22 protein-coding genes and 3 pseudogenes are annotated in these 24,887 nt (G+C 71.8%); 11 read left to right on the forward strand and 14 right to left on the reverse strand.

Annotation, left to right across the window (positions count from 1 at the left end; translation table 11 throughout):
* The first annotated feature begins 80 nt into the window (after nucleotides 1–80).
* From AB0G56_RS17620 to AB0G56_RS17630, 3 genes and pseudogenes are all read left to right on the forward strand, one after another.
* The gene (locus AB0G56_RS17620) at nucleotides 81–4,622 is read left to right on the forward strand and encodes a beta-ketoacyl synthase N-terminal-like domain-containing protein (protein WP_360970034.1); all 4,542 of its coding nucleotides are present in this window, start codon (nucleotides 81–83) and stop codon (nucleotides 4,620–4,622) included.
* 167 nt (nucleotides 4,623–4,789) lie between these two features.
* Entirely contained in the window at nucleotides 4,790–5,458 is a 669-nt protein-coding gene (locus AB0G56_RS17625) for a TetR/AcrR family transcriptional regulator (RefSeq protein ID WP_360970036.1), read from the forward strand.
* Between the two features lie 59 nt (nucleotides 5,459–5,517).
* Nucleotides 5,518–5,697, forward strand: a pseudogene (locus AB0G56_RS17630) (peptidase inhibitor family I36 protein); the annotation flags it as partial.
* 142 nt (nucleotides 5,698–5,839) lie between these two features.
* Here the strand turns inward: AB0G56_RS17630 and AB0G56_RS17635 are convergent.
* From AB0G56_RS17635 to AB0G56_RS17660, 6 genes are all read right to left on the reverse strand, one after another.
* Complete coding sequence (locus AB0G56_RS17635; RefSeq protein ID WP_360970038.1) at nucleotides 5,840–6,748, reverse strand: PfkB family carbohydrate kinase; 909 nt, start codon at nucleotides 6,746–6,748, stop codon at nucleotides 5,840–5,842.
* Nucleotides 6,749–6,864: 116 nt separating this feature from the next.
* Complete coding sequence (locus tag AB0G56_RS17640) at nucleotides 6,865–7,866, reverse strand: SIS domain-containing protein (protein WP_360970039.1); 1,002 nt, start codon at nucleotides 7,864–7,866, stop codon at nucleotides 6,865–6,867.
* 84 nt (nucleotides 7,867–7,950) lie between these two features.
* On the reverse strand, nucleotides 7,951–8,796 hold the full coding sequence (locus tag AB0G56_RS17645) for an ABC transporter permease (RefSeq protein ID WP_360970041.1): 846 nt from the start codon (nucleotides 8,794–8,796) through the stop codon (nucleotides 7,951–7,953).
* Nucleotides 8,793–9,620 (reverse strand): ABC transporter permease, encoded by an 828-nt coding sequence (locus AB0G56_RS17650; RefSeq protein ID WP_360970043.1) that lies wholly within the window; start codon nucleotides 9,618–9,620, stop codon nucleotides 8,793–8,795. Before AB0G56_RS17650 ends, AB0G56_RS17645 begins: the two co-directional genes overlap by 4 nt.
* A gap of 41 nt (nucleotides 9,621–9,661) precedes the next feature.
* The gene (locus tag AB0G56_RS17655) at nucleotides 9,662–10,933 is read right to left on the reverse strand and encodes a spermidine/putrescine ABC transporter substrate-binding protein (protein ID WP_360970045.1); all 1,272 of its coding nucleotides are present in this window, start codon (nucleotides 10,931–10,933) and stop codon (nucleotides 9,662–9,664) included.
* Between the two features lie 16 nt (nucleotides 10,934–10,949).
* Nucleotides 10,950–12,125 carry an ABC transporter ATP-binding protein gene (locus AB0G56_RS17660; RefSeq protein ID WP_360970047.1) on the reverse strand — a complete coding sequence of 392 codons (1,176 nt, stop codon included), beginning with the start codon at nucleotides 12,123–12,125 and terminating at the stop codon, nucleotides 10,950–10,952.
* Nucleotides 12,126–12,354: 229 nt separating this feature from the next.
* On the opposite strand from AB0G56_RS17660, the gene AB0G56_RS17665 reads away from it, so the two are divergent.
* Together AB0G56_RS17665 and AB0G56_RS17670 are read left to right on the forward strand one after the other, a co-directional pair.
* Nucleotides 12,355–13,452 (forward strand): LacI family DNA-binding transcriptional regulator, encoded by a 1,098-nt coding sequence (locus AB0G56_RS17665; RefSeq protein ID WP_360970049.1) that lies wholly within the window; start codon nucleotides 12,355–12,357, stop codon nucleotides 13,450–13,452.
* A 427-nt stretch (nucleotides 13,453–13,879) separates the two neighbouring features.
* Entirely contained in the window at nucleotides 13,880–14,347 is a 468-nt protein-coding gene (locus tag AB0G56_RS17670; protein WP_360970051.1) for a hypothetical protein, read from the forward strand.
* Nucleotides 14,348–14,939: 592 nt separating this feature from the next.
* On the opposite strand, the gene AB0G56_RS17675 is transcribed toward AB0G56_RS17670, so the two are convergent.
* From AB0G56_RS17675 to AB0G56_RS17685, 3 genes are all read right to left on the reverse strand, one after another.
* Entirely contained in the window at nucleotides 14,940–15,854 is a 915-nt protein-coding gene (locus AB0G56_RS17675; protein WP_360970053.1) for a 2-dehydropantoate 2-reductase, read from the reverse strand.
* 331 nt (nucleotides 15,855–16,185) lie between these two features.
* Entirely contained in the window at nucleotides 16,186–16,767 is a 582-nt protein-coding gene (locus AB0G56_RS17680; protein ID WP_360970055.1) for a DUF6817 domain-containing protein, read from the reverse strand.
* A 136-nt stretch (nucleotides 16,768–16,903) separates the two neighbouring features.
* Nucleotides 16,904–17,398: a helix-turn-helix domain-containing protein gene (locus AB0G56_RS17685; RefSeq protein ID WP_360970088.1), complete on the reverse strand. Its 495-nt coding sequence runs from the start codon at nucleotides 17,396–17,398 to the stop codon at nucleotides 16,904–16,906.
* A gap of 249 nt (nucleotides 17,399–17,647) precedes the next feature.
* Between AB0G56_RS17685 and AB0G56_RS17690 the strand changes: the two genes are divergently transcribed.
* Nucleotides 17,648–18,067 carry a tautomerase family protein gene (locus AB0G56_RS17690; RefSeq protein ID WP_360970090.1) on the forward strand — a complete coding sequence of 140 codons (420 nt, stop codon included), beginning with the start codon at nucleotides 17,648–17,650 and terminating at the stop codon, nucleotides 18,065–18,067.
* Here the strand turns inward: AB0G56_RS17690 and AB0G56_RS17695 are convergent.
* Complete coding sequence (locus AB0G56_RS17695) at nucleotides 18,061–18,465, reverse strand: glutamate-cysteine ligase family protein (RefSeq protein WP_360970057.1); 405 nt, start codon at nucleotides 18,463–18,465, stop codon at nucleotides 18,061–18,063. The genes AB0G56_RS17690 and AB0G56_RS17695 overlap by 7 nt on opposite strands.
* Nucleotides 18,466–18,533: 68 nt before the next feature.
* On the opposite strand from AB0G56_RS17695, the gene AB0G56_RS17700 reads away from it, so the two are divergent.
* Together AB0G56_RS17700 and AB0G56_RS17705 are read left to right on the forward strand one after the other, a co-directional pair.
* Nucleotides 18,534–18,737, forward strand: coding sequence for a hypothetical protein (locus AB0G56_RS17700; protein ID WP_360970058.1), 204 nt, complete (start codon nucleotides 18,534–18,536; stop codon nucleotides 18,735–18,737).
* A 12-nt stretch (nucleotides 18,738–18,749) separates the two neighbouring features.
* Nucleotides 18,750–19,079, forward strand: a pseudogene (locus tag AB0G56_RS17705) (cupin domain-containing protein); the annotation flags it as partial.
* Between the two features lie 118 nt (nucleotides 19,080–19,197).
* On the opposite strand, the gene AB0G56_RS17710 reads toward AB0G56_RS17705, so the two are convergent.
* Entirely contained in the window at nucleotides 19,198–19,737 is a 540-nt protein-coding gene (locus tag AB0G56_RS17710) for a helix-turn-helix domain-containing protein (protein WP_360970060.1), read from the reverse strand.
* Between the two features lie 271 nt (nucleotides 19,738–20,008).
* On the opposite strand from AB0G56_RS17710, the gene AB0G56_RS17715 reads away from it, so the two are divergent.
* A complete protein-coding gene (locus AB0G56_RS17715; RefSeq protein WP_360970062.1) occupies nucleotides 20,009–21,274 on the forward strand; it encodes an MFS transporter in 1,266 nt (421 codons plus the stop codon).
* Between the two features lie 126 nt (nucleotides 21,275–21,400).
* Here the strand turns inward: AB0G56_RS17715 and AB0G56_RS17720 are convergent.
* Nucleotides 21,401–21,802 (reverse strand): annotated as a pseudogene (locus tag AB0G56_RS17720) (MFS transporter); the annotation flags it as partial.
* A gap of 91 nt (nucleotides 21,803–21,893) precedes the next feature.
* Nucleotides 21,894–22,793 (reverse strand): pyridoxal-phosphate dependent enzyme, encoded by a 900-nt coding sequence (locus tag AB0G56_RS17725; RefSeq protein ID WP_360970064.1) that lies wholly within the window; start codon nucleotides 22,791–22,793, stop codon nucleotides 21,894–21,896.
* Nucleotides 22,794–22,819: 26 nt separating this feature from the next.
* Here AB0G56_RS17725 and AB0G56_RS17730 point away from each other — a divergent pair, with 26 nt between their 5' ends.
* The gene (locus AB0G56_RS17730) at nucleotides 22,820–23,347 is read left to right on the forward strand and encodes a peptide deformylase (protein ID WP_360970066.1); all 528 of its coding nucleotides are present in this window, start codon (nucleotides 22,820–22,822) and stop codon (nucleotides 23,345–23,347) included.
* The gene (locus AB0G56_RS17735; protein ID WP_360970068.1) at nucleotides 23,344–24,003 is read left to right on the forward strand and encodes a GntR family transcriptional regulator; all 660 of its coding nucleotides are present in this window, start codon (nucleotides 23,344–23,346) and stop codon (nucleotides 24,001–24,003) included. Before AB0G56_RS17730 ends, AB0G56_RS17735 begins: the two co-directional genes overlap by 4 nt.
* Nucleotides 24,004–24,302: 299 nt before the next feature.
* Here the strand turns inward: AB0G56_RS17735 and AB0G56_RS17740 are convergent, their stop codons facing one another.
* Nucleotides 24,303–24,776: a hypothetical protein gene (locus tag AB0G56_RS17740; RefSeq protein WP_360970070.1), complete on the reverse strand. Its 474-nt coding sequence runs from the start codon at nucleotides 24,774–24,776 to the stop codon at nucleotides 24,303–24,305.
* Between the last annotated feature and the right edge of the window lie 111 nt (nucleotides 24,777–24,887).

Raw genomic sequence — 24,887 nt, forward strand, 5'->3', positions numbered from 1 at the left:
GTCGTCACGTGGTGATCGAGGTCATTGTTAGACTCCGGTTTATCTTTGGATGCGGGCAACACGGCGAGGGGGAGATGCGCGTGAGCGGCACGACAGAGGTGGCGGTCATCGGAATGGGCGGCCGGTTCCCGGGCGCGAACGACGTGGAGGCGTTCTGGCGGCTCCTGGTGGACAACACCGACGCCGTCACACCCGTCCCCGAGGACAGGTTCGACATCCGGCCCTACTACGAGCCCCGGTCCGCCGTACCGGGCCGCACGGTCTCCCGGCACGGCGGCTTCCTCGACGACCTGTACGGCTTCGACGCCGCCTTCTTCGGCATCGCCCCGCGCGAGGCGCTCGCCATGGACCCGCAGCAGCGGCTCCTGCTGCACGTCGTGTGGGAGGCGCTGGAGGATGCGGGTATCCGGCCGTCGTCCCTGGCAGGCAGCGCCACCGGGGTCTTCGTGGGGCAGGCGACCGCCGAGTACGGCGAAGAGGCCGGTGACACCCCCATGGACGTGCACGCCATGGCCGGGGCCCGGCTGCGCGCGGTCACCGCGGGGCGCGTCTCGTTCGCCCTCGATCTGCGCGGGCCCAGTCTGGTCGTGGACACCGCCTGCTCCTCGTCCCTGGTGGCGGTGCACCTGGCCCGGCAGAGCCTGCTCAGCGGCGAGAGCGATCTGGCCGTCGCCGCCGGGGTGAACGCGATACTCTCGCCCGCCGACGCCGTCACCTACTCCCAGGGCGGCATGCTCGCCCCCGACGGCCGCTGCAAGTTCGCGGACGCCTCCGGCGACGGGTTCGTGCGCAGCGAGGGCGTCGCCGCGGTGCTGCTCAAGCGGCTGGACGACGCCCTGCGCGACGGCGACCCGGTACTCGCCGTGCTGCGCGGCAGCGCGGTGACCAACGACGGCGCGGGCAGCGGCCTGCTGCTCCAGCCCGCCGTGACGGGGCAGACCCGGATGCTGCACGCGGCCTGCCGCAGCGCGGGCGTCACCGCGGGCAGGCTCGACTACGTCGAGGCCCACGGCACCGGCACCCGGGTCGGCGACGAGGTGGAACTGCGCGCCCTGGCCGACGCGTTGCGCGAGGACCCGCCGGCCGGCCGGCCGCTGCGCGTCGGCTCGGTCAAGACCAACATCGGCCACGCCGAGGCCGCCGCCGGGATCATCGGCCTGATCAAGACCGTGCTGATCGCCCGCCACGGACTGATCCCCGCCTCCCTGCACCAGCACCACCCGCATCCGGTCCTCACCGAGCCGGACGTGCCCCTGCAGGCCGTCGCGAGCAACACCCCGCTCGACCCGGCCGGCCCGTCCGCCGTCCTCGCCGTGTCCTCCTTCGGCCTGTCGGGCACCAACGCGCAGGTGATCGTCGGCGGCGCCCCGTCCGTGCCCTCCGCTCCGACGCCCGCGGCCAAGCCCCCCACGGACCGCCCCGCGCACGAACCGGAAGCGGCCGAACCGCAGTTGCTGGTCCTCAGCGCCCGCACCCCCGCATCCTTGCGCCGCCTCGCGGAGCGCTACGCCGTCCACCTGGAGGCGGGCGGCCCGGGGCGCGCCCACTCCCTGCGCGCCGTCTGCCGCGCGGCCGCGACCCGTCGTGACTGCCACCCCCACCGCCTGTGGGCCGTCGGCACCACCCACGACGAGATGGCCGACGCGCTGCGCGCCCTCGCGCGGGGCGAGGAGACCGCGGACGGCGGCACCGGTGAGGCACCCTTCGACGGTGACCGCCGGATCGCCTTCGTCTTCCCCGGGCAGGGCGCCCAGTGGCGGGGCATGGGGCGCGCGCTGCTCGCACACGACCCCGACTTCCGCCGGGCGATGACCGAGTGCGACGCGGCCGTGCGTGCGGAGCTGGGCTGGTCGGTGATCGAGACCCTGACGGGCGCCGATGCCGATGCCGACGCCGGCGACAGCCACGGCGACGGCTCGGACGAGGCGGAGCCCTGGGAGGGCGTGGCCGTGGTGCAGCCGCTGGTGTGGGCCGTGCAGGTCGCCCTGGCGGCGGCCCTGCGCGCCAAGGGCGCCGAGCCCGGTCTGTGCATGGGGCACAGCATGGGCGAGGTGGCCGCGGCCCGGACCGCGGGCGCGCTCTCGGTGCGCGACGCGGCGGCGGTCATCTGCCGGCGCAGCGGCCTGATGTCCCGCCTGGCGGGGCGCGGGGCGATGCTCGTCGTGGAACTGGACGCGGAGGAGGCCGCCGCCGCGGCGGCGCCGTACGCCGGCACGGTCTGCGTCGCCGCGCGGAACGCGCCCCGCTCCACCGTCCTCGCCGGTGACGCCGAGGCGCTGCGGAGCATCGCCGCCCGACTGGAGGACGAGGGTGTCTTCTGCCGCCGGGTGAAGGTCGACGTGGCCTCCCACTCGCCGCTCATGGACGGGTTGCGCGAGGACCTGCTCACGGCGCTCGCCGACCTCTCCCCCGCGACCGGCGGGGTGGAGATGCTGTCCACCGTCCGCTGCGAGCCGGTCGACGGGATCGGTCTCGACGCCGCCTACTGGGCCGACAACCTGCGAGAACCGGTGCGGTTCGTCGACGCCGTCCGTGCCGCCGCCGAGGCGGAGGAGACCGTATTCGTCGAGATCAGCCCCCACCCCCTGCTCAGCCAGTCCATCACCGCGGCCCTCCAGGAACGCGGGGCGCGCGGGGAAGACGGGGCACGTGGGGAGGCGCCGGCCGCCGTGGCGACACTGAAGCGACGGCAGCCGGAGGCGGAGAACCTGCTGCGCGCCCTGGGCCGGGTCTTCGCCGCCGGCGGCCGCGTCGACTGGGACCGCTGCTACCGGACGGAGGATCGGGACAGCTGCGACGCTACGGACCACCGGTACAGCTGCGACGCTGCGGACCACCGGGACGTCTGTGACGGTGCGGACCGCCGGGACGTCTGTGACGGTGCGGACCGCCGGGACGGCGGCTGTGACGGGACGGACCGGGGCCGCTGCTGGGGGACCGGCCGCCGGGACCCGGCCGCCCGGGTGCCGCTGCCGACGTATGCGTGGGACCTGGAGCGACTGCGCCGCGAACCGGCCGCTGCCACCGCCACCGCATCGCAGGCCCGCCACAGCAGCGTGTTCACCCTCCGCGACCTGGGGCTGCCGACCCTGGGCAGCGGGGTGCGCGGCGCGGGCACGGCCGCCGCGGTGCCCGTCGTGCTGTACCTCGACGCGGTGCGCACGGCCGCCCGGGACGCCCTCGGTGACCGGGACGGCGCGCTGAGCGACGTGGAGTTGAGCGACGTGGAGTTCGGCCCCCGGCCGCTGGAACTGGAGCGGGCGCAGGACGCCGCCGTACGGGTCGATCTCGCGGCCCTGCCCGGACGGGAGGCGTTCGCCTTTGCCGTCACCACCGAACCCACCGGTGGCGACGGGGAGCAGGGCGACGTCCTGGTGAGCGGACGGTTGCGGACGACGGCAGGGACGGCACCAAAGCGGGCAGCGCAGCGGCCGGGCGGGCAGGAACTCCTCGACGACGCGCTGACCCGGTGCGGGGAGTACGTGCCCGCCGCCGAGTTCTACCGTCGGACCCGGGCGCGTGGACTGCTGGTCGACGACGTGCTGCGCACAGCCGCGCAACTGTGGTCCGGCGCCGGTGAGTGCGTCGCTCGGATGCACGGCACACCCGCCCCCGCTCCCGCCGCCGCGGCCCTGGAGGCGGCCCTGCTGACGATGTCGGCCACCTGGCCCCCTACGGCCTCCGGAGCATCACCAGGCGCCTGGGTACCGGTGTCCTTCGGGCACGTCCGTGTCGACGACCCCGACGCCCTGAGCACGGACCACTGGTCGCTGGCCCGCTGCACCCCGGGTGCCCAGCCCGGAGAGGCCCACTGCGAGGTCCAACTCCTGGCGGCGGACGGGCACCGGATAGCGGAGTTCGCCGGCATACGGCTGCGGCGACTCGCCTCCCACGGCACACCCGCAGAGCCGGCGGTGGTGTCCGCCGGCGCACCTGACGAGGCCCGCCCGACCGGCCACGGCGGCCATGCCTGGCCCACCGACCATGCCTGGCCCACCGACCAGGCCTGGACAACTGCCTCTGCTCCGACCGCGGCCGCCGAGCACGCCCGCATCACGGATCCTGCCGGAGCTGCGGGGCAGGCCCGGACCACCGGGCACACGACGGCGGAGCCGGGACAGCCCGTCGGCCGCTCCCTGGCGGGGCCGCCCGCGCACACTGCCCTCGCCTCCCCGGTCACTGCCCTCACCTCCCCGGGCGCCCCGGTCGCTCAGGACGTCACCGTACGGCGGCACCCGGGCACCCGCCGGCACGAGCCGACGTGGCCGTCCCGTGCCCGCCACGGTCATCCCGGCCACCCGGGCCCCACGGCACCGGCGCCCCGGCGGGCGCAGAACGGGACGGCGGTCGGCGCCGCGGACGTGCTGCGGCACGCGGCGACCGTCCTCGGTGTCTCGGCCTCGCGGCTGGACGCGCGCCGGTCACTGCGCAGCCTGGGACTGGACTCGCTGCTGGCGGCCGAGTTGCGGGTACGGCTGAACTCCCTCGGTCTCGACGTCACCGCCCAGCGTCTGCTGGGACCCGAGCCGATCGGGGAGATCGCCGCCTGCCTGGCCGCGCCCGAGACGACCGCTGACGCGGTCCCGGACACGGCCGCACTCGCCGAGGCCCAGGGCCGGTGAGAGGTGAGAGGTGAGAGGTGAGGGGTTGAGAGGTTGCGAGGTGAGGCATGAGAGCTGAGGTGAACGGCGAGCGGGCGGGACGGCCCGGGGACCGCGGCCCAACCATGTACTGTGGTATAAATTTGGTGGCCGGGGGGTCTCACACAGTCGTGAGAAGCGAGGAACACATGAGCGCTGAGCCCGCCCTCCCCGGGCGCCGTGAGCGCAGCAAGCAGCGGATCAGGGAGCGTATCTACACCTCCGCGCTGACGCTGTTCGCCGAGCAGGGCTACGACGGCACCACGATCGACCAGATCGCCGAACACGCGGACGTCGCACGCGGGACGTTCTTCAACTACTTCCAGCGAAAAGAAGACCTGGTCACTGCCTGGGCGGAAGCACGCAAGCAACGTCTTGAGGCGCGTATGGAGGAGTCCCTGCGCGCCCACGGCGACGGCGTCACCGTGCACCTGGAGCGCTGCATGCTGGCGCTCGCCGAGTTCAACGAGACGGAGCGGGAGGTCACTTCCGCCATGCTCCAGGCATGGGTCAAGGCGGGACGGCCACTGCTGGAGGAGCCTTACGCCGGGCACGTGTTCGCCACCGTCGTGGAGGCGGGCCGCCGACGGGGCGAGGTCGCCGTCGACATCGACCCCATGCGGGTCGGCAACATCCTCCGCGACGCCTACCTGGGCCTGCTCTACCGCTGGTCCCAGAGCGCGGAACCGCAGGTGCCGCTCCACCTCGAACTGCGCGAGATCCTGCGCATCGTACTCTCCGGGATCCTGCCCTACCCCCGGGGCGGACCGGCCGCACCCGCACCACGCGGGCCGGCCGAGGCCACCACCGGAGTATGAGTGCGGTGGTGATCACCGGGGCGCGAGTGCGATGGTGACGTGCGGTGAACCGGACGGGTGTGACTCGGTCGCACCCTCCCACCGCTCCACCGGCGGGCGGCACGTCCGCACAGGCCGCGGCCGGCGACTGCCCGTCGGGCCACTTCTGTGCCTGGAAGACCGAGAACCGCACGGGCACCATGTTCAGGACGAACACCGACAAGGCGACACTCGGCACCTGGAACAACACCTTCCGGTCGGTGGTGAGCCGGATCGTCGCGTCCGGAGACATCTCCGGCGACGGCCGCGCCGAGGTGCTGGCCGTCGACGCGCGGGCCGGGGCGGTCGGAGACACACCGGCGCCGGTCGGGCCGGCGGTGCGTGCGGGCGCGCGCGGACGTGTCAGCAGGGTGCCTGCTCGCTGGGGTCCCGTCCCCCGGTCCGCGCCACTGGTGTCGGCCAGCCGAAGCCGAAGGCGGCCTCCACGAAGCACTGGTGGTAGGCCGCCCGCGCGCCCTGGTGCAGGGCGTGTTCCAGGGCTTCGGGGGTCGGTGCAGCGCGCCGGGACCATCCGTCGCGAAGCAGTGAGACGGCGAACCCGGCGAGGAAGGCGTCTCCGCAGCCCATCGTGTCGGACATGGAGGCGGGGTCCGCGACCCGGGCCGGCGCGGCGGTCGTGGTCCGGCCGTCGTACACGAGCGCCCCGTCCAGGCCACGGGTGGCCAGTGCCATCCCGGCCCCCCGCCGCACCGCCTCGGTGAGCAGCGCACGCGTGGCGGTCTCGTCCAGGTGCGAGCACGACAGCAGGGCCAGGTCGACATGCGGGCAGACACGGTCGAGGTAGGCGGGCGTGCGGTATTCCTCCTCGTCGGAGAAGTCGAAGCTGATCAGGGGGCCGGCCGCGGCTAGCCGGGGGAGCACGGCCTCGGTACGGGAGTAGACGCTGGAGTGCACGAGGGTGAAGGACGCGGCATAGGTGAGCAGGGCGGGGGTGAGGGGGAGGGCTCGGCGGACGGCGTGGCCGCCGGGGTCGTAGCCGAGGAAGACCCGGTCGCCGTCCTGCACGTGCAGGGTCGAGACCGAGGTCGTGCCCTCGCGTACGACGCTGCGGTCCACGGCGACACCCTGCGCCACGAGCGCCGTGCGCAGGGCGGTGCCGAGGTCGTCGTCACCGAACACCCCCAGGTAGGCGGCGTCCAGACCGAGCCGGTGCGTGTAGACGGCGACGTTGACGCAGTTGCCGCCGGGGTAGTCGGTGCCGCGGTCCACGAAGCGGTCGACGGTGTTGTCGCCGAAGCCGAGGACGTTCATGAGTGACTCCCGAGGTGCGGGCACGGTGTGCGCAGGCACGGCGCCCGGCGTGGGCGCGCCGGTGCCGGGGCACCGGCGCGCGGGACGTGAGGGACGAGGGGAACCGGTCAGAGGGCTCAGTAGTCCATGACGCGGTAGTAGCGGCGCAGGTCGAGCGAGTGGTCGCGCACCCGCTCCAGGTGCTTGCTCACGCGGTCCATCACGGTGTCCAGCACCAGCGGGGCGAGCAGTCCGCGGAACTGCGGGCTGATGCCTTCCAGGGGGTAGTCGCGGGTGTCGAAGACGGTGACGTCCTCGGAGACGCGCTTGGCGAAGGCCTCGGCCCGGTCGGTCAGGGCCCGGGTCTCGTCCTCACCCTGGAAGACGACGACGCTGGTGTTCTCCTCCAGAAGTTCCAGCGAGCCGTGGAAGAACTCGGCGCTGTGCACCCGGGTGGTGCGCAGCCACTGCATCTCCTCGAGGATGCACATGGAGTACAGGTAGGTGAATCCCCACAGGTTTCCGCCGCCGATGAGGAAGTGGTAGTCGGTGTCCTTGTGCGCTTCGGCGAAGGCCGCCGCCACCGGCTCGGCCTGCCGGGCGACGTCCACCAGGATGCGGGGCAGCCCCGCGAGTTCGTCGGCGAGGCGCTCGTAGCCTTCGAACTCGCCCCGGCGGGAGAGCAGTCGGCCCATGAACAACAGCAACTGGACGTCGAACGGCCAGGCCTTGGGCTCGGAGATCAGTGCGGTGTCGACGTTCTGGGCGACGGGGGAGTCGGGGTAGCCGGTGAAGCCGATCGTATGAGCGCCCCGGGCCTTGCAGTGTTCGATGGCGCGGAGGCTGTCGTCGGTGGTGCCGGAGACGGAGGTGAAGACGGCGATGGTGCGTTCACCGAGGCGGGCGTCGCCGGAGACGACGAGTTCGGCGGCGACGGCGGCCCGCACCGGCAGCAGCGAGGAACGCCGGGCGAGGTGCTCGTAGGGCCACATCTGCGCGTACGTGCCGCCCGCGCCCACGAGGAGGACGTTGTCGTAGCCCTCGTCGGTCAGACGGTCGACGACCTTCTCGATCTGGGGGCGCAGCGCCAGGAGGCTCTCCGTCTGGGAGACGAACTCGGCTTCGTTAAACTTGAGCACGGTGATGACTTCCTCGAAGGTTGTTCCGTACCGGCCGGCGTGTGCCGGTGAGCCGGTGTGCGAGAGAGCGCGGACCGGACCGGGTCAGGTCGCGCGACGCCGGGAGAACAGCACGTTCGCCCCGGCGATGATCAGGCCGCCGACGAAGATCAGCGTTCCCATGACGTTGACCTGCGGAGGCACGCCGGTACGGCTGGCGCTGTAGACCCACAGCGGGAAGGTGACCGTACGGCCGGCGTTGAAGCTGGTGATGACGTAGTCGTCGACGGACAGGGCGAAGCACAGCAGGGCGCCGGAGGCCACGCCGGGCAGCAGCATCGGCAGGGTGACCAGCCGGAACGCCGTCCACGGCCCGGCCCCCAGGTCACGGGCGGCCTCCTCCAGCGTCGGGTCGTGTCCGGCCATCCGCGCCCGTACGGTGATGGCGACGTAGGGGATGCAGAAGGCCACGTGTGCGATGACGATCGTCCAGTAGCCGCGGGGCACGCCCAGCACGATGAACAGCGACAGCAGTGCGGCGCCGAGGGCGATCTCGGGTGCCGCGATGGCGGCGAACATCAGCAGGTCCACGGAGCCCCGCCCGCGGAAGCGGTGACGGCCGAGCGCCAGCCCGATGGGTGTGCCCAGGAGGGTGGCGACCACGGCGACGACCACGGCGATGGTGAGGCTGTTGACCAGGGCGGAGGTCAGGTTGGGGATGCCGAACAGGTGCCGGTACCAGTGGAGGGTGAAGCCCTGCCAGGTGAAGTTGACCTTGCTGCCGGTGTCGTTGAACCCGAACAGGATCATGACGGCGATCGGCAGCAGCAGCCAGGCCAGCACCAGCACGGTGTACAGAGTCAGGGTGGGGCGGCGGCGCCCGCGCCCGGCGCGGCGTGGTCGCGGCGCGGCGGGTGCGTCGGCCGCGGGTGCGACGGTTGTGGTGGTCATCGCGCGGCCGCCTCCAGGACCTCGTCGGTGCCCAGCGTCCGGGCGTAGGTGAACACGGCCAGCAAGAGTGCGCCCATGAGGACGAAGGACAGGGCGGAGGCGCCGGGGTAGTCGAGGTTGGTGAAGTACTCGGTCTGGATGATGTTGCCGATCATCGTCGTGGAGGGGCCGCCGAGGATGCCGGCGTTGACGTAGTCGGCACAGGCGGGCACGAACGTCAGCAGTACGCCGGCGAAGACACCGGGCAGCGACAGCGGCAGCACCACTCGCAGGAACGTCTGGGTCCGGGAGGCGTACAGGTCGGTGGAGGCCTCGATCACCTTGGGATCGACCCGTTCCAGGGCGACGTACACGGGCAGCACCATGAACGGCAGGAAGTTGTAGGTCAGGCCGCCGATCACCGCGTAGGGCGTGGCCAGCAGGTGGAAGCCGGCGGAGAGCAGTCCTATGTCCTTCAGCGGTCCGAGCAGGACGCCGTGGTCGGCGAGCACCACGTTCCAGGACTGGGTGCGGATGACGAAGGAGACGAAGAAGGGCAGCAGGAGCAGGAAGAGGAACACCGATTTGTGGCGGCCGGCCCGGAAGGCGATCCAATAGGCCACCGGGTAGCCGACCACGGCGCAGGCGACGGTGGCGACGGCGCCGTAGACCAGGGACCGGACCAGCTGCACGTGGTAGGTGCGCACCACGTCGGCGTAGGTGCTGAAGTGGAACGTCTGGCGGAAGCCGTCGATGAAGTTGCCGGTCTGCAGCGACAACGACACCATCACGATCACCGGGGTGACGAAGAACGCGGCCAGCCACAGCCAGCCCGGCAGGATCATCAGGTACGGGGCCAGTGTGCCACCCGGGCGCCGCCGACGGGTCAGGCCTGGTAGATCGGTTCGAACAGTGCGTTCCACTGCTTCTCCTCCTCTTCGTCGAGCACCCGCAGACGGCGCAGCTTGGACTGGTCGGCCTTGGTCGGGAAGACCAGGGGACTGGTGCTCAGGGCGTCGAGGACGGTGCGCCGCTTGCCGGCGGCGGCGGCCGCGTCGCGTGCGACGACCTGCTGCGCGGCGGGAACGGGGCAGACGAACTGCACGGTCTCGCTGATCCTCGCGGCGACCTCGGGCCGGTAGGCGTAGTCCATGTACGCCAGCGCGTCGACGGGATGGGCGGCTGTCGACGGGATGCAGAGGTTGTCGGTCCACAGCAGACCGCCCTCGTCGGGGATGACGAACTCCAGCCGTGAGCCGCTCTGGTTGGCCTGGAAGACGTCGCCCGAGTACACGAGTGAGGCCGCCAGGTCGCCGCGCTGGAGGGAGGACTGGTAGGTCGCCGTGGAGTAGGAGCGGACCATGCCGGCGTCGCGCTGTCTGCGCAGCCAGGCGGCTGCCTTGCGCCAGTCGGCATGGGTGGAGGTCTCCGGGTTCACGCCGACGGCCAGCAGCGCGACGTTGCCCATCTGCACCGCGTCGTTCCACATGCCGACCTTGCCGTGCAGCCTGGGGTCGAGCAGGTCCTGCCAGCTGGTGATCTTCCGGCCGACCTGGGCCGGGTCGTAGCCGATGCCGGTCATGCCGGACTGCCAGGGCACGGTGTAGACGTTGCCGTGGTCGAAGGGGGAGTTCTTGAACGCGGCTCCGCCGTATCTCGCGAAGTTGGGCAGGCGGGTGTGGTCGAGCGGGGCGAGGTAGCCGAGTTCGATGTACTTGGTGAGGTAGCTGTCGCCGCCGACGACCATCAGGTCGTAGCCGATGCCCTGGCCGGAGGCGAACTCGGGCTGGATCTTGCCGAACCAGGAGGCGCTGTCGTCGATCAGCTCGTCGTAGCCGACCTTGATGCCGCTCTCGCGGGTGAAGGCGTCGAGGGTGGGGTGCTTGCCCTGGTCGGCGGGATCGACGTCGATGTACTGGGTGTAGTTGACGAAATCCAGCTTCCCCGACTTCTTCTTCCCGCTCCAGAAGTCGGTGACGGCGGCGGCGATCTCCGCCTTGCCGGTGGGGACGTGCACGCGGGCGCCGGGGACGCTGCACGCGGCGAGCGGGGCCAGCGCGGCGGCGCCGAGGGCGGCACGCAGCAGGCCGCGCCGGGTACAGCCCTGGGGAGCCGGGTCGCGCGGCGGGGGCGCGAAAGGTGTGGAGTGCTCGGGCATGAGGGTCCGCCTGTCGTCAGCGCGAGGTGAGGGAAACCGGGTCCGCGGCGGCCGCCGCGGTCGGGGGGCGGGTGAGCAGGTAGGAGTGGTCGGTGGCCCAGCAGAGCCAGACGGTGTGGCCGCGGTCCGGAGACACGCAGGCGCTGCCGTCGTTGGGCTGGAAGACCGTCATCTCCGCACCCGTGCTGGTGTCCACCGTGTAGCTGGTGGACGTACCGAGGTAGACCACCTCCCGGACGGTGCCGCGGATGCGGCTGGCGCTGTCGGCCGGCTCGGCGGCCAGCGTGATCTTCTCCGGTCGCACCGTGAGTTCGACGGCCTCACCGGCCACGTGGGTGCCGCGCAGCGGGACGGTCACGCGCTGGCCGCCGCCGAGGTCGAGCACCCCGGTCGTCGCTCCCACGGAGGTCAGCCGTCCGCCGATCAGGTTGGACGTGCCGATGAAGCCGGCGACGAACGCGGTGGAGGGCCGCTCGTAGACCTCCTGCGGCGGGCCGACCTGCTCGACCAGGCCGCGGTTCATCACCGCGATCCGGTCGGACATGGTCAGGGCCTCGGCCTGGTCGTGCGTGACGTAGACGAAGGTGATGCCGACCTCGCGCTGGATGCGCTTGAGTTCCAGCTGCATGCTCTGCCGCAGCTTGAGGTCGAGGGCGCCGAGGGGTTCGTCCAGGAGCAGCGCGCGGGGGCGGTTGACCAGGGCACGGGCGAGGGCGACACGTTGCTGCTGGCCGCCGGAGAGCTGGCGGGGGTGCCGGTCGGCCTTGCCGGCGAGTTCGACGGTGCGCAGGATCTTCTCGACCCGGTCGCGGATCTCGTCCTTGGGCACACGTTTGCGGCGCAGGCCGAACGCCACGTTGTCGGCGACGCTCAGGTGCGGGAAGAGGGCGTAGGACTGGAACACCATGTTGATGTCGCGCTTGTTGGCGGGTACGCCGACCATGTCGCGACCGTGCAGGAGGATCTGACCGGAGGTCGGTTCCTCGAAGCCGGCGATCATCCGCAAGGTGGTGGTCTTGCCGCAGCCCGAGGGGCCGAGGAGCGAGAAGAACTCACCCTCGCCGATGACGAGGTCGACGCCGCGGACGACCGCCGCGTCCCGGGCGCCGGCACCGCCGAAGCCCTTGACCACGTCGACGAGCGTGATGGCGGGGCCAGCGGCCGGTGGCGGCGAGAGGGGGTCGGTTGCCATCCGTGATACCTCCGGTGTTCGGGGCGCGGGATCGGGGCGGACACGGGCAGGGGTGCCGTGCCCAGCCTGAGAAAGGCAGAGGGGGTCGGCGCAGGCGAAAATTGATAACGTTACCAACGGGCCAGACCTTACACACGGACAGGCGCCGCCCGTCAATGGTTGAATGGCTCCGAATTTCATCGGCCGGTTCCTCGGCGTCCGCCGACCCGTCACCCACGAAAGATCGCCCATGCCGCAGACCCCACCACCGCCGCGCCGCGTCACCATCCCCGACGTCGCCCGGCACGCCGGCGTGGGCCAGGCCACCGCCGCCCGAGTCCTGGGCGGATACGGCTCGTCCAGCGCGGCCACCCGGGAACGGGTCCTGGCCGCTGCCGCGGAACTGGGCTACAGCACCAACGCGGTGGCCCGGAGCATGATCAGCGGACGCACCCACACCCTGGGCGTCGTCGTCGCCGACGTGGAGAACGCCTACTTCGCCCGCGCCGTGCGGGGCGTCACCGACGTCGCGGCCAAGGCCGGCCTACAGGTCGTTCTCGCCAACAGCGACGAGAAGGGCGAGACGGAGAAGGCCGCGGTGCAGATGTTCATCGAACGGCGTGTGGACGGCCTGGTCGTGGCACCCGCCGCGACCGATCACGGGCACCTCGACAAGGCTGTCGCCGCCGGCATCCCCGTGGTCCTCCTGGACCGTGCGCTGAGCGGCGCCACGCTGGACACGGTCGTCGTCGACAACCGCGGTGCCGCCAAGGCCGCGGTGTCCAGGTTCACCGGCGCAGGGCATACCCGCATCGCGGTGATCACTTCCGCTTCCCCCGACCAGAACGCCACTCAGCTCGCCCCCGGTGCGGACATCTGGACCACGACCGAGCGGCTCACCGGCTACCGGCAGGCCCTGCGAGCCGCCGGCATCCCGCGCGGGGCTGAGCTGATCCGCCACACCGGATACGACCGGACCTGGGCGCGCTCGGCCGTGATGGAGCTGATGAGCGCGCCCGACCGGCCCACCGCACTGTTCACCACCGACAACGTGGCCACGCTCGGGACCCTCGACGCCCTGCTCGACCTCGACGCCCACATCCCCGGCGACGTCTCGGTCATCGGGTTCGACGACGCCGACTGGGCCACACTCGTCCGGCCGAGGCTGAGCGTGGTCAGCCAGCCGGTGCAGGAACTGGGCGGCCTGGCCGCCGACATCCTGGTACGCCGTATCAACGGCTCCACGGCCCGTCCCCGCAGGCACACCCTGCGAGCCACCTACGTCCCCCGCGAGTCCACCGGCCCCGTGCCCGCCCGGGTACGGCGGCTGCATACGCCGGGCGAGTGATGCCCGACTGGTCCGCGGCGAGGCCGGGAACTTCAAGACGGCCTGGTGGACGCCCCCCCTCAGCGGATGGAGACCGAAGCACTTCTTCCACGTCGCGGTGGCGTCCCGCTTCTCGGAATGCGCCACGACGAGGGCGTCGTCCAGGTCGGCGATTACCGGCCCGTCCGCGTCCGGCGCTGCTGCACGGCCGACTGCCGTACGCCTCACCGCACTTCGGGGAGCGCCGCAACCAGCGGGAACTTGCCCGGCTCCCGCACGGCCCGCGGCTTGCGCCACCGCATCAGGGCCGCCGATCTCGCCGCACCGGGCCGGTCCTGCGGACCGTCTGGGCTTCTCACTCGATCACCGGGGCCCACCTGGTGTCCCTGGTCCGCGTCGGCGGACGGTGCGAGAACGGCGTCCTGGCCGAACGCGAGGAGCGAGCCGCATGAACGTCCACGACATCCTGCGGAACCCGGACGAGCACCTCCGCTACGCGGCCTATCTCGACAGGCTGGTGCACGTTGCCGACCCGGACGAGGTCGCTCTGGTCGGCCGCGTGCTCACTGATCCGGACCAGACGATGGCCCGGGCCGCCGTGCTGCGGCACCTGGACCGTCGAGCCGCGGGCCGCTACGCCGGTCCGGCCTACGAGGAGTGGGCGCAGGCGATGACCGAGGCCACGATCGACCACCCGTTCCTGGTTCGGCGCCTGCGGGAGTGGTCACTCTTCCGCGCCGTCACGCTGAAGCCGCCCTGGCAGCCGGACGACCTGCTCGCGTCCTCCAACTGGCTCCAGCTCAAGACCGCCGCCGGGACGAACACCGAGGCCATCGAGGTCCTCGCGGAAGCCGGCCGCACCAAGCGGATCCGCAACGCCGCCAGGACCGCCCTCGACCACCGCAGCGGTACATGACGTGCTACTTCGCCGGAGGGGCCAGCGGCTCAGCCCTGGCCGGCGTGGTCCACGCCCACGCCGGCTGGAACGGGGTGGGCACTCTCGGCGCGGGGCCCTCCCTGCTGCTGTGCCTGGCGGGCGCAGCCGACGCCCCGGGCGTACGAGGCTGGCGGCGCCGCCAGAGCCGGTTGCAGGACCCATGGGCCGTAGCGAGCGCCGGCCTCCTGGGCATGGCTGCGCTTGCCCTTGTCGCCCTGGTGATACGTGTGTTGACCTGACACCGGCGGATGTGTTCAGCGGACCATGCCGACGCACCCGCTGCGACGCACCGCTGCGCCCTGACGCGTACGAGACCGGAAGCACCCTCCCCTGTGCCACCCGCCGATTCGTCGGAGGATCCCGCGCTCACCGGGCACGTACAGCTTGGCGCTGCCGGTGTGGCCGTGGGCCTCGTGCCGGCGCGCGTGAGTGGTCTGCTCGCGGATGCCGTCGGGGCAGGGCGGGGGCGGGGCGGCATGGCTTGCGCAGAAGCTGCCGGAGCTTCAGGGAGGCGCAGAGCCGTTCGAGGCGTGCAAGCAGGTGAGCAGGCGGGAGTCGTTGTCGCTGCGGTTCACTGAGTGGCCCGCGCGCTGGCCTTCAGTTCCGCTACCAGCCTAGCGGCCAGAGGCGTGGTCATGCCGTGCTGGTCGGCCGAGCGCAGCAACGCGCCGCCGATGGCGTCCAGTTCGAGGGCGCGGCCGGCCTCGGCGTCGCGTTGCATCGAGGATTTGGTCTCCGCGGGAAAGGCGTCGTACATGGTGATGACGGCATCCGCGTCCGCGTCCGCACCGCAGGCGCGGGCGACTGCTGTCGCCTCGTCCGTCAGTGTCAGCAGTTCGTCCCGGTACCGGGTGCGCAGATCGCCGATCGTGATGCCGTAGCGGGTCGTCAGGAGCGCCATGGGAGCGAGGAACGCCATCTTCGTCCAGAGCGTCGTGGTTTCGTCCGGCGACACTCGGGTCTGTACGCCCGCGTCTTCGAGCAAGGCGGCTGCCGCTCGGACCCGGTCCGCCGGCGCGGTCGCGCCGGCGAGGTCGACCTGCACGAACGGGCTGCTGTGGATGACCACGCCCGGTGCGGTGCGCGTTGCCTCGACCCGGATGACACCGGGCACGACCTGCTCGGGCCGGTAGCGCCGCCGCAGCAGCGCGGGGTGCTCCACGCCGTTGAGCAGCGGCACCGTCAGGCCGTCGGCCAGCACGTCGGCGGGAACCCGCTCCAGTGCCGCATCCAAGGCTGTCTGCTTGCAGGTGATGAGGCATACGTCGACCGGCTCGGTCAGGTGTGTCGCTGCCGCCACGGGGGCGGTGAAGTCGCCGAAACGTGTGCTTCGCACGCGGATGCCGTTGCGGGTCAGGGCCTGCACGGTCGATTCGCCGGCCAGGCAGATCACCTGGTGGCCGGCGCGTGACAGCAGTGCGGCGAGCAGACCGCCGACACCGCCGGGACCGAGCACGGCGATCGTGCCTGGTTGTGCACTGCTCATGGGGGTGGCCCTCGTTTCAGGTGTGGTCGGTATCAGCGAGGGACGAGCAGGTCCAGCGCTGATGTGAGTGGTCGCCGGGTCGACGGCGGTCCCTGTGACCAGGATTCGGTCGCGAAGTGCCGCCGAGACCGACCGGTTCCGGCTCCGATGCCGAGGATGGTCATGCCGGCCGGGGCTACGACACCGGATCGCGGCATCCCTCCAGGCGTTCAGACCGTCGCGGAGAATCTCTCCCGGGCCCCCTCGACGTCTGTGGTTGTCGTGGGGTCGTAGTCGATGCGGGCCATCAGCCACCGGGTGTGCCACGTGCGGAGCGTGAGCTCGACCGCCCTCACGCGCCCGAGGGGCAGCCTCCCAGGCGCAGGTGCACCGCGTTCCATGCCCCTGGGGACACCAGGTCGCGAACGGACCGCATCAGCCGGTACAGCCAAGGGCCGTACCGGGCCGCCAGATCCGCGTCGTGCTCGAACACGTCGAGCTCGTTGGCCGCGGTGATCTCCAGGAAAGCCCGCACGTCCTCGGTGCACGGATCGACGTCACGTCGCGTGAACCGGTCGCGGAAGGCGGGACTGGGCGACGTGTGCAGCCGAGGATATGTCACCGACCGGTCGCAACTCCCGTACAGATACACCAGCGCTTCGGGCCGTGCACCGATCAGGCCGGCCAGGACCGCACGATCGGACAGGTTCACCAGGGATTCGGCGAAGCCGTCGGTGCCGTAGGCCGCATGGCACATTCCCGCGAGCTGCACATCGACATCCGCGCCCCAGGCCGCCAAACGGTGGCTCACGCGGACCAGGTGCTCCAGCAGTGTCCCGCCGGGGTGCGGCATGCTCTCGGCGCCACGGCTGCGCAGGTACTGGACGACGGCTGGACGATCAACGGATGCGGGTTCGTTCAGAATCTCGCTCACCTGACGAGTTATACCCGTGACGGGTGACCGCCGACAAGATCGCCCGACGAGCCGCCGGTGAACCGCACGACGGGGCCTCTGCGGGAAGCAGGCCGCCTGACCGCCGGGCGGTCTGGCAGCACCCGATCTCACTGGGCTACCGTTTCGTCGGCTTGCGTCGCCAGGCCGGGTGCACCCGGACCTCGATGTCACGGGACGCCGATTCCCGGGCCTCGTCACTGGTGACGCGCACCCTGAGCGCACGGCCCGTGTCGGCGTCGACGAACGCCAGGGGCGGGCGGCCGTCTTGCAGGTACGTGTCGCCCCACTGCATCAATGCCAGGAACACCGGCAGCAGGTCTTCCCCGGCGCAGGTCAGCCGGTACTCCTCCCGGGCGCGCCGGCCCGGCGCCCGGTAGGTGACGGACTCGACGACGCGAGCTGCCTTCAACTGCTTGAGGGCGCGTGACACCGCCGGTGCGGAGACCCCGGCCCGCTCCACGAAGTCGTCGAACCTGGTGGTGCCGTAGAACAACTCGCGGACCACCAGGAACACCGTCTTCGTGCTGAGCAGGTCCAGCACGCGGGCCGCCGAGCAGCCGTCGCCGATCGACCATCCGCCTCGGTCGCTCAGTCGCTCCTCGAACCTCATCGCCACGGCCCCATCATAACTAACGTTGAGATAACTAACGCTTGCGTTACCCAGCTGGCACGTGGTTCCCTCTGCCTGACGAGATCGTTGCTCGGGATCGGCGAGGAGACGCTGCGGTTGCCCCGACGGCACAGCAGTCGTGGTGGGCGGATGCCGGGAAGGCCCGGTGCGGCGCCGGCTCCGGCTTCTCACCTCGACGCCTGTTTTCCGACCGGCGCAAGTTGCGAGGAGTGACAGACCACCGTGCCCATGTGGAACATCCATCACACGCCAGGAATCTTCGACAGTGCGGACAAGCGCCGGCTGGCCACGGACATCACCGACCATTACGAGAGGGCCGGGCTGCCCCGGTTCTACGTGGTCACGCTGTTCCACGAAGCCCGCGCCGAGGACTTCTTCGTCGGCGGGCAGCCCGCCACGCGGGGGGTTCGTATCGCCGTGGACCACATCGCCCGACGCAACCCTGACGAACAGGCGCGCCGCCGGACTGCCCAGTGGGTCAAGCGTATGCTCCAGCCCCACCTCGAACGGCACGCTGATCTCCATTGGGAGTTCCACGTCGACGAGACCAGCAGTGAACTCTGGATGATCAACGGGATCGTGCCGCCCCCGCCTCTTTCCGACGCCGAGAGGCACTGGGCCGAGACGAACGCAGCAACCGACTACTGACCGCTTGTGCAGCCGTCACGCTTCCTTCCGCCCGGCGGCAGCAGCCGGTGAGGGCGGTGGCGGTGAGGGCGCGGACGAGGGCGGCGAGCAGGACGGTGTCCTCGGGGGTGAGTCCTGCGTCGGCGACGCGCTCCTCGATGGTGGGCAGGTGGTGGGAGGGGCGGATGTCCCAGTAGAGGCCGCCGCGGTCCAGGACGGCTCGCGTGCCGATGAGTTCTTCGACCAGGGTCCTGGAAATGGGCGGGGGAATCGAGGTACGGCGGTGGGCCGGCCACCGGCCATCGCCCCCAGGTGGTGGTGCGCCAGCCGGCGTAGGCGGTGTCGCGGCTTGCCCAGCACGGCGAGTTCGCGGCCGGCGCGGTCGGCGTGGGCAGCCAGGGCCGCAGGTGGTCGCTCACTTCGATCGCTTGACGCGTGCGTCAGACGTGTCCATCCGGCCGGGCGAGTCGTTGGCACGGTGGGGGGCGTGCCCTCCCGTGCCATGGTGGGCCTCACGAAAGGGGCGACGATGCACCGCGAGAACGACTCGGCCGAGCGCGCGGTGATGAAGGACTCCGGGCGGACGCGGCCGGCTCTGGCCGTGCAGCTGGGTCTGGAGGAGCATCCCGAGGGCGGTTGGTACCGACGTCTCCGGGCGGCCGGCGAGCAGGTCGACACCAGCCGGGGGTGACGCCCGGCCGCCACCGCCATTCACTGCCTTCTGAGCCCCGGGGAGCAGTCAGGCCGGCACCGCGTCGCCTCCGATGAGCTGTGGCTCTGGCACAGCGGCAGCCCTCTGTCCCTCACCTGCGCTCCCCAGCCCACGGACCGGGCGGCCCCTACCGTCCTCCTCGGTCCCGGCACGGCGGCCGGGCAGGTGCTGTGGGCGGCGGTTTCCGCCGGACAGTGGCAAAGCGCCCGCCCCACGGGCAGCGCTCCCGTGCTCGTCACCTGCGTGACCGCACCCGGGTTCGACTGGGCGGACCTCACCCTGCCCCCGGGTGACCACCGCCCACCGGCAACCTACGGCTGAGGGAGCCGCCCACTGTGCACGAGTACGGGTTCCCGCGCCCCGGCCGCGGACGGGAAAGACGCGCCTTGCCGCCTCACCCGCACCGGTGACGCGAGCGCGGTGCCTACCCGTCCCGCGCTCAGTCCAGCAGTGCCGCTGCGAGCGTGCGGGCCCGGTGCGCGGGCGCGGCCGAGCGCTCGCGGAGCGCCGTGACGATCGCGCCGTCGACCAGCAGCACGAGGTGCTCGGCCGTGCCGTGCGGGTCGGGCCGCCCGGTGGCGTCGACCAGTTCCGCCAGGTAGTCGGTGAGTTCGGCCTTGTGGGCGGCGGCGGCGCGGTGCGCCGGACTGTCGAGGTCGGCCGTCTCGACCATGGTGGTGATCGCGGTGCAGCCGCGGAAGTCGCGCGCGGCGAAGCGCTCGGCGAGCACGTCGAACACGGCGAGCGGGTCACCCCGACGCCGCGCGACCTCCTCCCGCAACCAGGCCAGCCAGCGCCGTCCGTACTCCTCCACGACGGCGACCACGAGGTCGTCCTTGCCGGGGAAGTGGCGGTAGAACGACGCCCGTCCGACGCCGGAGGCGGCCAGGAGGCGCTCGACCCCGACGGCGCGGATGCCCTCCGCGTAGAACAGTTCTTCGGCGGCCTTGAGGAGCCGTTCGCGCGCGTGGGTCGGCATGGGCCCAGGGTATCCCCCCTTGACGCATTACGGAACTGATCGGTACCGTCCCGCACTCCGGAGATGGAACCGATCGGTACCGTTTGATGTCTCGTTCTCGGTGCCGCTCGGTGCCGCTCGGTGCCGCTCGGTGCCGCTCGGTGCCGCTCGGTGCTGCTCGGTGCTGCTCGGTGCTGCTCGGTGCTGCTCGGTGCTGCTCGGTTCCGTCTTCGGGGTGTTCCGGAGCGGAACCCGTCCGCCCCGCACTCGCCTGCCACGGAGGAGCCCCACCATGGCCAGCACGGCCTCGAACCCGCCGTCCGCCGCGGCCGGACCGTCCCCGGACCGCCTGCCGACCGACCCGACCGACCCGTCCGACCCGTCCGACCCGTCCGACCCGGCCGACCCGGCCGCGGGGTGGCGCGGTAACGCGGCCCTGCTGGCCTTCGGCACCTTCGTCGTCGGCACGGACGCCTTCGTCGTCGCCGGCGTGCTGCCCGACATCGCGCACTCCCTGCGCCTCTCCCTCGGCGCGGCCGGGCAGCTCGTCACGGTTTTCGCCATCGCCTACGCGCTCGGCTCCCCGCTGCTGGCCGCCCTCACCGCGGGATGGTCACGGCGCACCGTCCTCGTCACCGCGCTCGTCGTGTTCGCCGCGGGCAACGCCGCGACCGCCGTGGCACCCGACTACGTCACCGTACTGGCAGCCCGGGTGCTCGCCGCACTCGGCGCCGCCCTCTACACCCCCAACGCCGCCACCACCGCCGGCGCGCTGGCCGGGGACCGGCACCGGGGCCGCGCCTTCTCCATCGTCAACATCGGCCTGACCAGCTCGCTCGTGCTGGGCGCGCCGCTGGGCACAGCGGTGGGGGAGTCGTACGGCTGGCGGGCCACCATGTGGCTGGTGACGATCCTGCCGCTGCTGGTCGCGCCGCTGCTGGTGGTGCGCCTGCCGCGGGTACGGCTCGCCGCCGGGGCCGGACTGCGGGCACGGCTGGCGCCGCTGGGCGACCGGCGGGTGCTGGGCGTGCTGGCCATCACCCTCGTCGTGTTCATCGGGATCTACCTCCCCTTCCAGTACATCTCCGCGGTGTACGGGCCCGCGGCGGCGCAGGTCCCGCACGGGCTGGCGATCGTGCTGTTGGTCTTCGGCGTGGCAGCCACGGGCGGCAATCTGCTGGCCGGCCGGCTCGCGGACCGGTACGGGGCGCGGCGGGTGGTGCTCGCCGTCGCGGCGGCGCTGACGGTCGTGTTCGCCCTGATGCCGCTCACCCGCGGTCAGTTCGCGGCCGCCGCGCCGTTCACCCTGCTCATCGGGTGGCTGTCGTTCTCCGTGCTGACGCCCCAGCAGCACCGCATCGTGGCCCTTGCCCCGGATGCCCCGGCGGTGAGCGTGTCCCTGAACGCAGCCGCCCTCTACGTTGCCGTCTCCCTGGCCGGCCTCCTGGGCGCGGTCGGCCTGGACACGATCGGTGCCACACTCCTGCCCGTCGCCGCCGCGGTGTTCACCGCGGCGGGTACGGCCCTGGCGGCAGCGGCGGGAGGCCGGTCGGCCTGACGCACCAGGTCTCCGGCGTCGGGAAGGGCTCGTCAACTCGTCAACTCACCACGTCGAGGCGGTGGTTGCTGCGGCATCCCGCGAACGTACCCGGCCCTGTCCCGCGCACGTACCCGGGCCCTGTCCCCGGCCCCGTACCGCGGGCGAGAACAGCCCGACCGCGACCGGGCCCATCACGGCCCAGAAGAGGGCCTGGCCGAGGGCCGTCACCACCCTCGCGGCCAGCAGCAGTCCGTAGGAGGCGACCGACGCGGACGCCCAACTGGCCAGTACCAGCGCGCCGAGCACCGCCGTCAGCACATAGCGACGTGGCACGTCTTTCGTCAGGTGTGCCGGCGGTAGCGAGGCAGCTGCGACGGTGAGGCCGTAGCCGGTGACGAGGTGACCCACCGAGGGATCAGCGACCTGGAGGTCGGAGGCGATGAGGCCGATCGGCAGGTTCTCGGTGGTGTTGAAGGTGAATGCCGCCGTCATGAGGGCCGCGACCACGGTAATGGAACGCGCCCGGGCCGCCGGTTCCTTCGGCATCACGTCTCTTCTTCCTCCTCCTCCGGTCGGCCTCCGAAGTCCGAACGCACACGTCCGGGTTGACGTCGTACGGGATGCTCGGTCGTTCCGATCACGGATTGGCGCCGGTGAGGACCGCGACCGGCCGGTCGGCGTGGACGGGGTGCTGGAGCGAGGCGGCCAGCGCGAGGGCGCCGGCAGGCTCGAGCGTCAGACCGAGGTGCTCACGTGCGAGATCCGCGGCACGTGCGATGGACTCCTCGTCGACGCACAGCATGTCGTCGACGACCTCGGACATGGTGCGCACCGCCGCCGGCACCGGCAGGCGTACCGCGACTCCGTCGGCGGCGGTGCGCGGCCGGGAGGTGGCGACGACGGCGCCCGCCTTCCAGCTGAGCGCCATGGCGGGCGCGCCCGCCGCGCACACCCCGACGACTCTCGTGTGCGGCGCGTGCGCTTTCGTCCAGGTGCCGATCCCATTGATCAGGGCCCCGTTGCCCACCGGTACGAGGAGCAGATCGGGCGCCGCAGGCATCAGTTCGACGGCGATCGTCCCCGCGCCCTCCGCGATGCGGGGCTCGTCGCCGTCCTCGACGAAAGTCAGGCGCTCGCGCTCCGCGTGCGTGCGGGCCAGGGACTTGGCCTCGTCGAAGTCCTCACCGGCCAGGACCACCCGGGCGCCCAGCCGACGGATCCGCGCGACCTTCACCGTGTTGGCGTCCCGCGCGCAGAAGACCGTGACGGGCACTCCGCGGCGTCGCCCGGCCCAGGCGAGCGCCATGCCGAAGTTGCCGGCGGAGGCACACACGACCCGGTGACCGGGTGGGAGTGAACTCATGTAGTAGTCGGCGCCCCGGCCCTTGAAGGAACGCAGAGGGTTGACGGTTTCGATTTTGACGAGCATCGGACAGCCGAGTGCCGCGCTCAGCTCGTCGTCCTGGAAGAGGGGGGTGTCCCGGAACTCGGGAGCGATGACGTGGCCGGCCTCTTCGATGTGCTCCAATGACACCATGCTGTTCATCGTATACGATAGACGAGGTGACGATACGTGAAACCCTTCAACTGGGGCACCCGTTGCTCCGCGCTCCCACGCAGGAGATGCCCGTCCCCCTCGCCCCCGCGGCCGCGGCGTTGATCACGGACCTGGACGACACGCTCGCGGACTGGCAACGACGCACGGGCTACGGCCGCGGGATCGCAGCCCCGCAGATCGGGGCCGGTGTGCGGCTGGTCCACTGCAGGCTGGAACAGCCATGGACGCTCGTCAACCCCCGCATCACCTCGCGCGCCGAGTCGACGTGGGAGGTGTGGGACGGCTGCCTCAGCTTCTCTCTCCAGTTCTTCTGCACCGTCCGCCGCCACACCTGGATCGACGTCGACTACCAGTCACCCGACGGTCGGCACCACACCGTGCGGGCGGACGGAGAGCTGGGAGAACTGCTGCAACACGAGATCGACCACCTCGACGGGTATCTGGCCGTCGACCGCATGACCGACGCGCGGAGCCTGTGCATGCGCTCGGAGTTCGAACTACGCCACCGGGACGAGAGCCCCTACAGGTCATGACCACACCCACCCCACCCGAACCCATCACCCGCGGCGAACCCCTCCGGGAGAGCGTCTACGCCCGGATCGTCGAACTGATCGCGAGCGGACACTTCACGCCGGGCGCCCCACTCACCGAAGCCTCCCTCAGCCGCACCCTGGGCGTCTCACGCACCCCGGTACGGGAGGCCCTGCTGCGCCTCCAGGCCGAGGGGGTGGTGGACTCCGCGCTCGCCCGGGGTTTCACGGTCAAACCGCTCACGGCCCGCGAGTGCGGCGAGCTCTACCCCGTCCTCGGCGCGTTGGAGGCGCTGGCCCTGCGATCCGTCACCCGTCCCCTCCCGGACGAGGTGATGGAGCGGCTCACGAGCCACCTGCGCGAACTCGAACAGTGCGACGACCCCGTGCGGCGGCGCGGGCTGGACACCCACCACCACGACGCGCTGGTCGGCCTCGGCGGCAACCAGTACCTCGCGACACTCGCCGGTCAACTGCGCAACAACCTCTCCCGGTACGAGATCGCCTACATGCACCGCACTCCGGAGCGCGCCCGTGCCGACGCCGAACACCGGGAGATCCTCGTGGCCCTGGCCGCCGGTGACGGGAACCTGGCGGCCACGCTGACAGAACGTCACTGGAAGGCAGGCATGGAACGGGTGATGACATGGCTGGCCTGAGAATGCCCACCGCCGCACCATGGGGAGCGGAACGACCGGAAGAACAGCGGCGGGAGGGGACCTCGCCCGCGCAACTGCGGCCCCCGCCCCGAACATCGGGGAGAAGCAGCGTGGCGACTCTGCGGGCGCATGGTATCGCGCTGGGCACACCTGCCGCGGGAACCGAGGGGTTCCGCGCCGGCCGACGGAACTCCGCTGCCCCGAGCGGTCGAGGGCCGGCCGGGGCCTGACGGCGCGGCGCGAGGCGGGGGCCGAGGGCCCGCGCCCCCCGTTCGCCCGCGGCCGGGGATCGGGTCCCGTCACTCTTCGGGGCTCTGCTCCTGCCCGTGCCACCGGTCCTGGCGACCGAAGAGACGTTCGCGGTCCGCGCGCGTCCGTTCCAGCGCATGCTCGGCCAGCGGAAGGAGGAAGGCGGGGCACTGCCATGATGCCGGTGAGGCCACCACCGCGCCGCGGCGGAACGCCAGGTCGTACAGGGCGCGGCCTTCCGGTGCGGCCAGCAGGACACCGGTGGCGATGTCGTCGGCGGGGTCGCCGTCGCCGGTCACGGGGTGGCCGTGCGGGCCGTGCGGGCAGTCCGCGGCCGATGCTTCGCGCCGCAGCGGAGCAAGCACCGCCTCGAAGGCGTCGACCATGTCGTCCAGGGTGGTGCGTTCGGTTGCCCGACCGCTGCCGGCATAGTCGCCCAGCGCCGTCAGGCACAGCAGGAGACCCGCACGGGACGCGCCCTCGGGGGCGGCGGCCAGCTCGGCGCCGAGGGAGCCGAGCGTCATTTCGGGATCGCAGTTGGGGCTTGCAGATCATCAAGGTGTTGCTTCCCGTCCCGTGGCTCGTTGGTGTGGTATGCGCATCCCGGACGAGATCCGTACCCAACTCGCTGTGAA

The sequence above is a fragment of the Streptomyces sp. NPDC021356 genome, assembly GCF_040641015.1.
Taxonomy (GTDB): domain Bacteria; phylum Actinomycetota; class Actinomycetes; order Streptomycetales; family Streptomycetaceae; genus Streptomyces.

What these genes read in the sequence shown, in the direction of transcription:
- AB0G56_RS17635 (WP_360970038.1), bottom strand. Translation starts at nt 6,748, where the DNA reads ATGAACGTCCTCGGCTTCGGCGACAACACCGTCGACCGCTTCGTGGAC.
- AB0G56_RS17725 (WP_360970064.1), bottom strand. Translation starts at nt 22,793, where the DNA reads ATGGTGTCATTGGAGCACATCGAAGAGGCCGGCCACGTCATCGCTCCC.
- AB0G56_RS17735 (WP_360970068.1), top strand. Translation starts at nt 23,344, where the DNA reads ATGACCACACCCACCCCACCCGAACCCATCACCCGCGGCGAACCCCTC.
- AB0G56_RS17685 (WP_360970088.1), bottom strand. Translation starts at nt 17,398, where the DNA reads ATGAGGTTCGAGGAGCGACTGAGCGACCGAGGCGGATGGTCGATCGGC.
- AB0G56_RS17650 (WP_360970043.1), bottom strand. Translation starts at nt 9,620, where the DNA reads ATGATCCTGCCGGGCTGGCTGTGGCTGGCCGCGTTCTTCGTCACCCCG.
- AB0G56_RS17670 (WP_360970051.1), top strand. Translation starts at nt 13,880, where the DNA reads ATGAACGTCCACGACATCCTGCGGAACCCGGACGAGCACCTCCGCTAC.
- AB0G56_RS17645 (WP_360970041.1), bottom strand. Translation starts at nt 8,796, where the DNA reads ATGACCACCACAACCGTCGCACCCGCGGCCGACGCACCCGCCGCGCCG.
- AB0G56_RS17655 (WP_360970045.1), bottom strand. Translation starts at nt 10,933, where the DNA reads ATGCCCGAGCACTCCACACCTTTCGCGCCCCCGCCGCGCGACCCGGCT.
- AB0G56_RS17665 (WP_360970049.1), top strand. Translation starts at nt 12,355, where the DNA reads ATGCCGCAGACCCCACCACCGCCGCGCCGCGTCACCATCCCCGACGTC.
- AB0G56_RS17675 (WP_360970053.1), bottom strand. Translation starts at nt 15,854, where the DNA reads ATGAGCAGTGCACAACCAGGCACGATCGCCGTGCTCGGTCCCGGCGGT.
- AB0G56_RS17715 (WP_360970062.1), top strand. Translation starts at nt 20,009, where the DNA reads ATGGCCAGCACGGCCTCGAACCCGCCGTCCGCCGCGGCCGGACCGTCC.
- AB0G56_RS17710 (WP_360970060.1), bottom strand. Translation starts at nt 19,737, where the DNA reads ATGCCGACCCACGCGCGCGAACGGCTCCTCAAGGCCGCCGAAGAACTG.
- AB0G56_RS17690 (WP_360970090.1), top strand. Translation starts at nt 17,648, where the DNA reads ATGTGGAACATCCATCACACGCCAGGAATCTTCGACAGTGCGGACAAG.
- AB0G56_RS17740 (WP_360970070.1), bottom strand. Translation starts at nt 24,776, where the DNA reads ATGACGCTCGGCTCCCTCGGCGCCGAGCTGGCCGCCGCCCCCGAGGGC.
- AB0G56_RS17660 (WP_360970047.1), bottom strand. Translation starts at nt 12,125, where the DNA reads ATGGCAACCGACCCCCTCTCGCCGCCACCGGCCGCTGGCCCCGCCATC.
- AB0G56_RS17625 (WP_360970036.1), top strand. Translation starts at nt 4,790, where the DNA reads ATGAGCGCTGAGCCCGCCCTCCCCGGGCGCCGTGAGCGCAGCAAGCAG.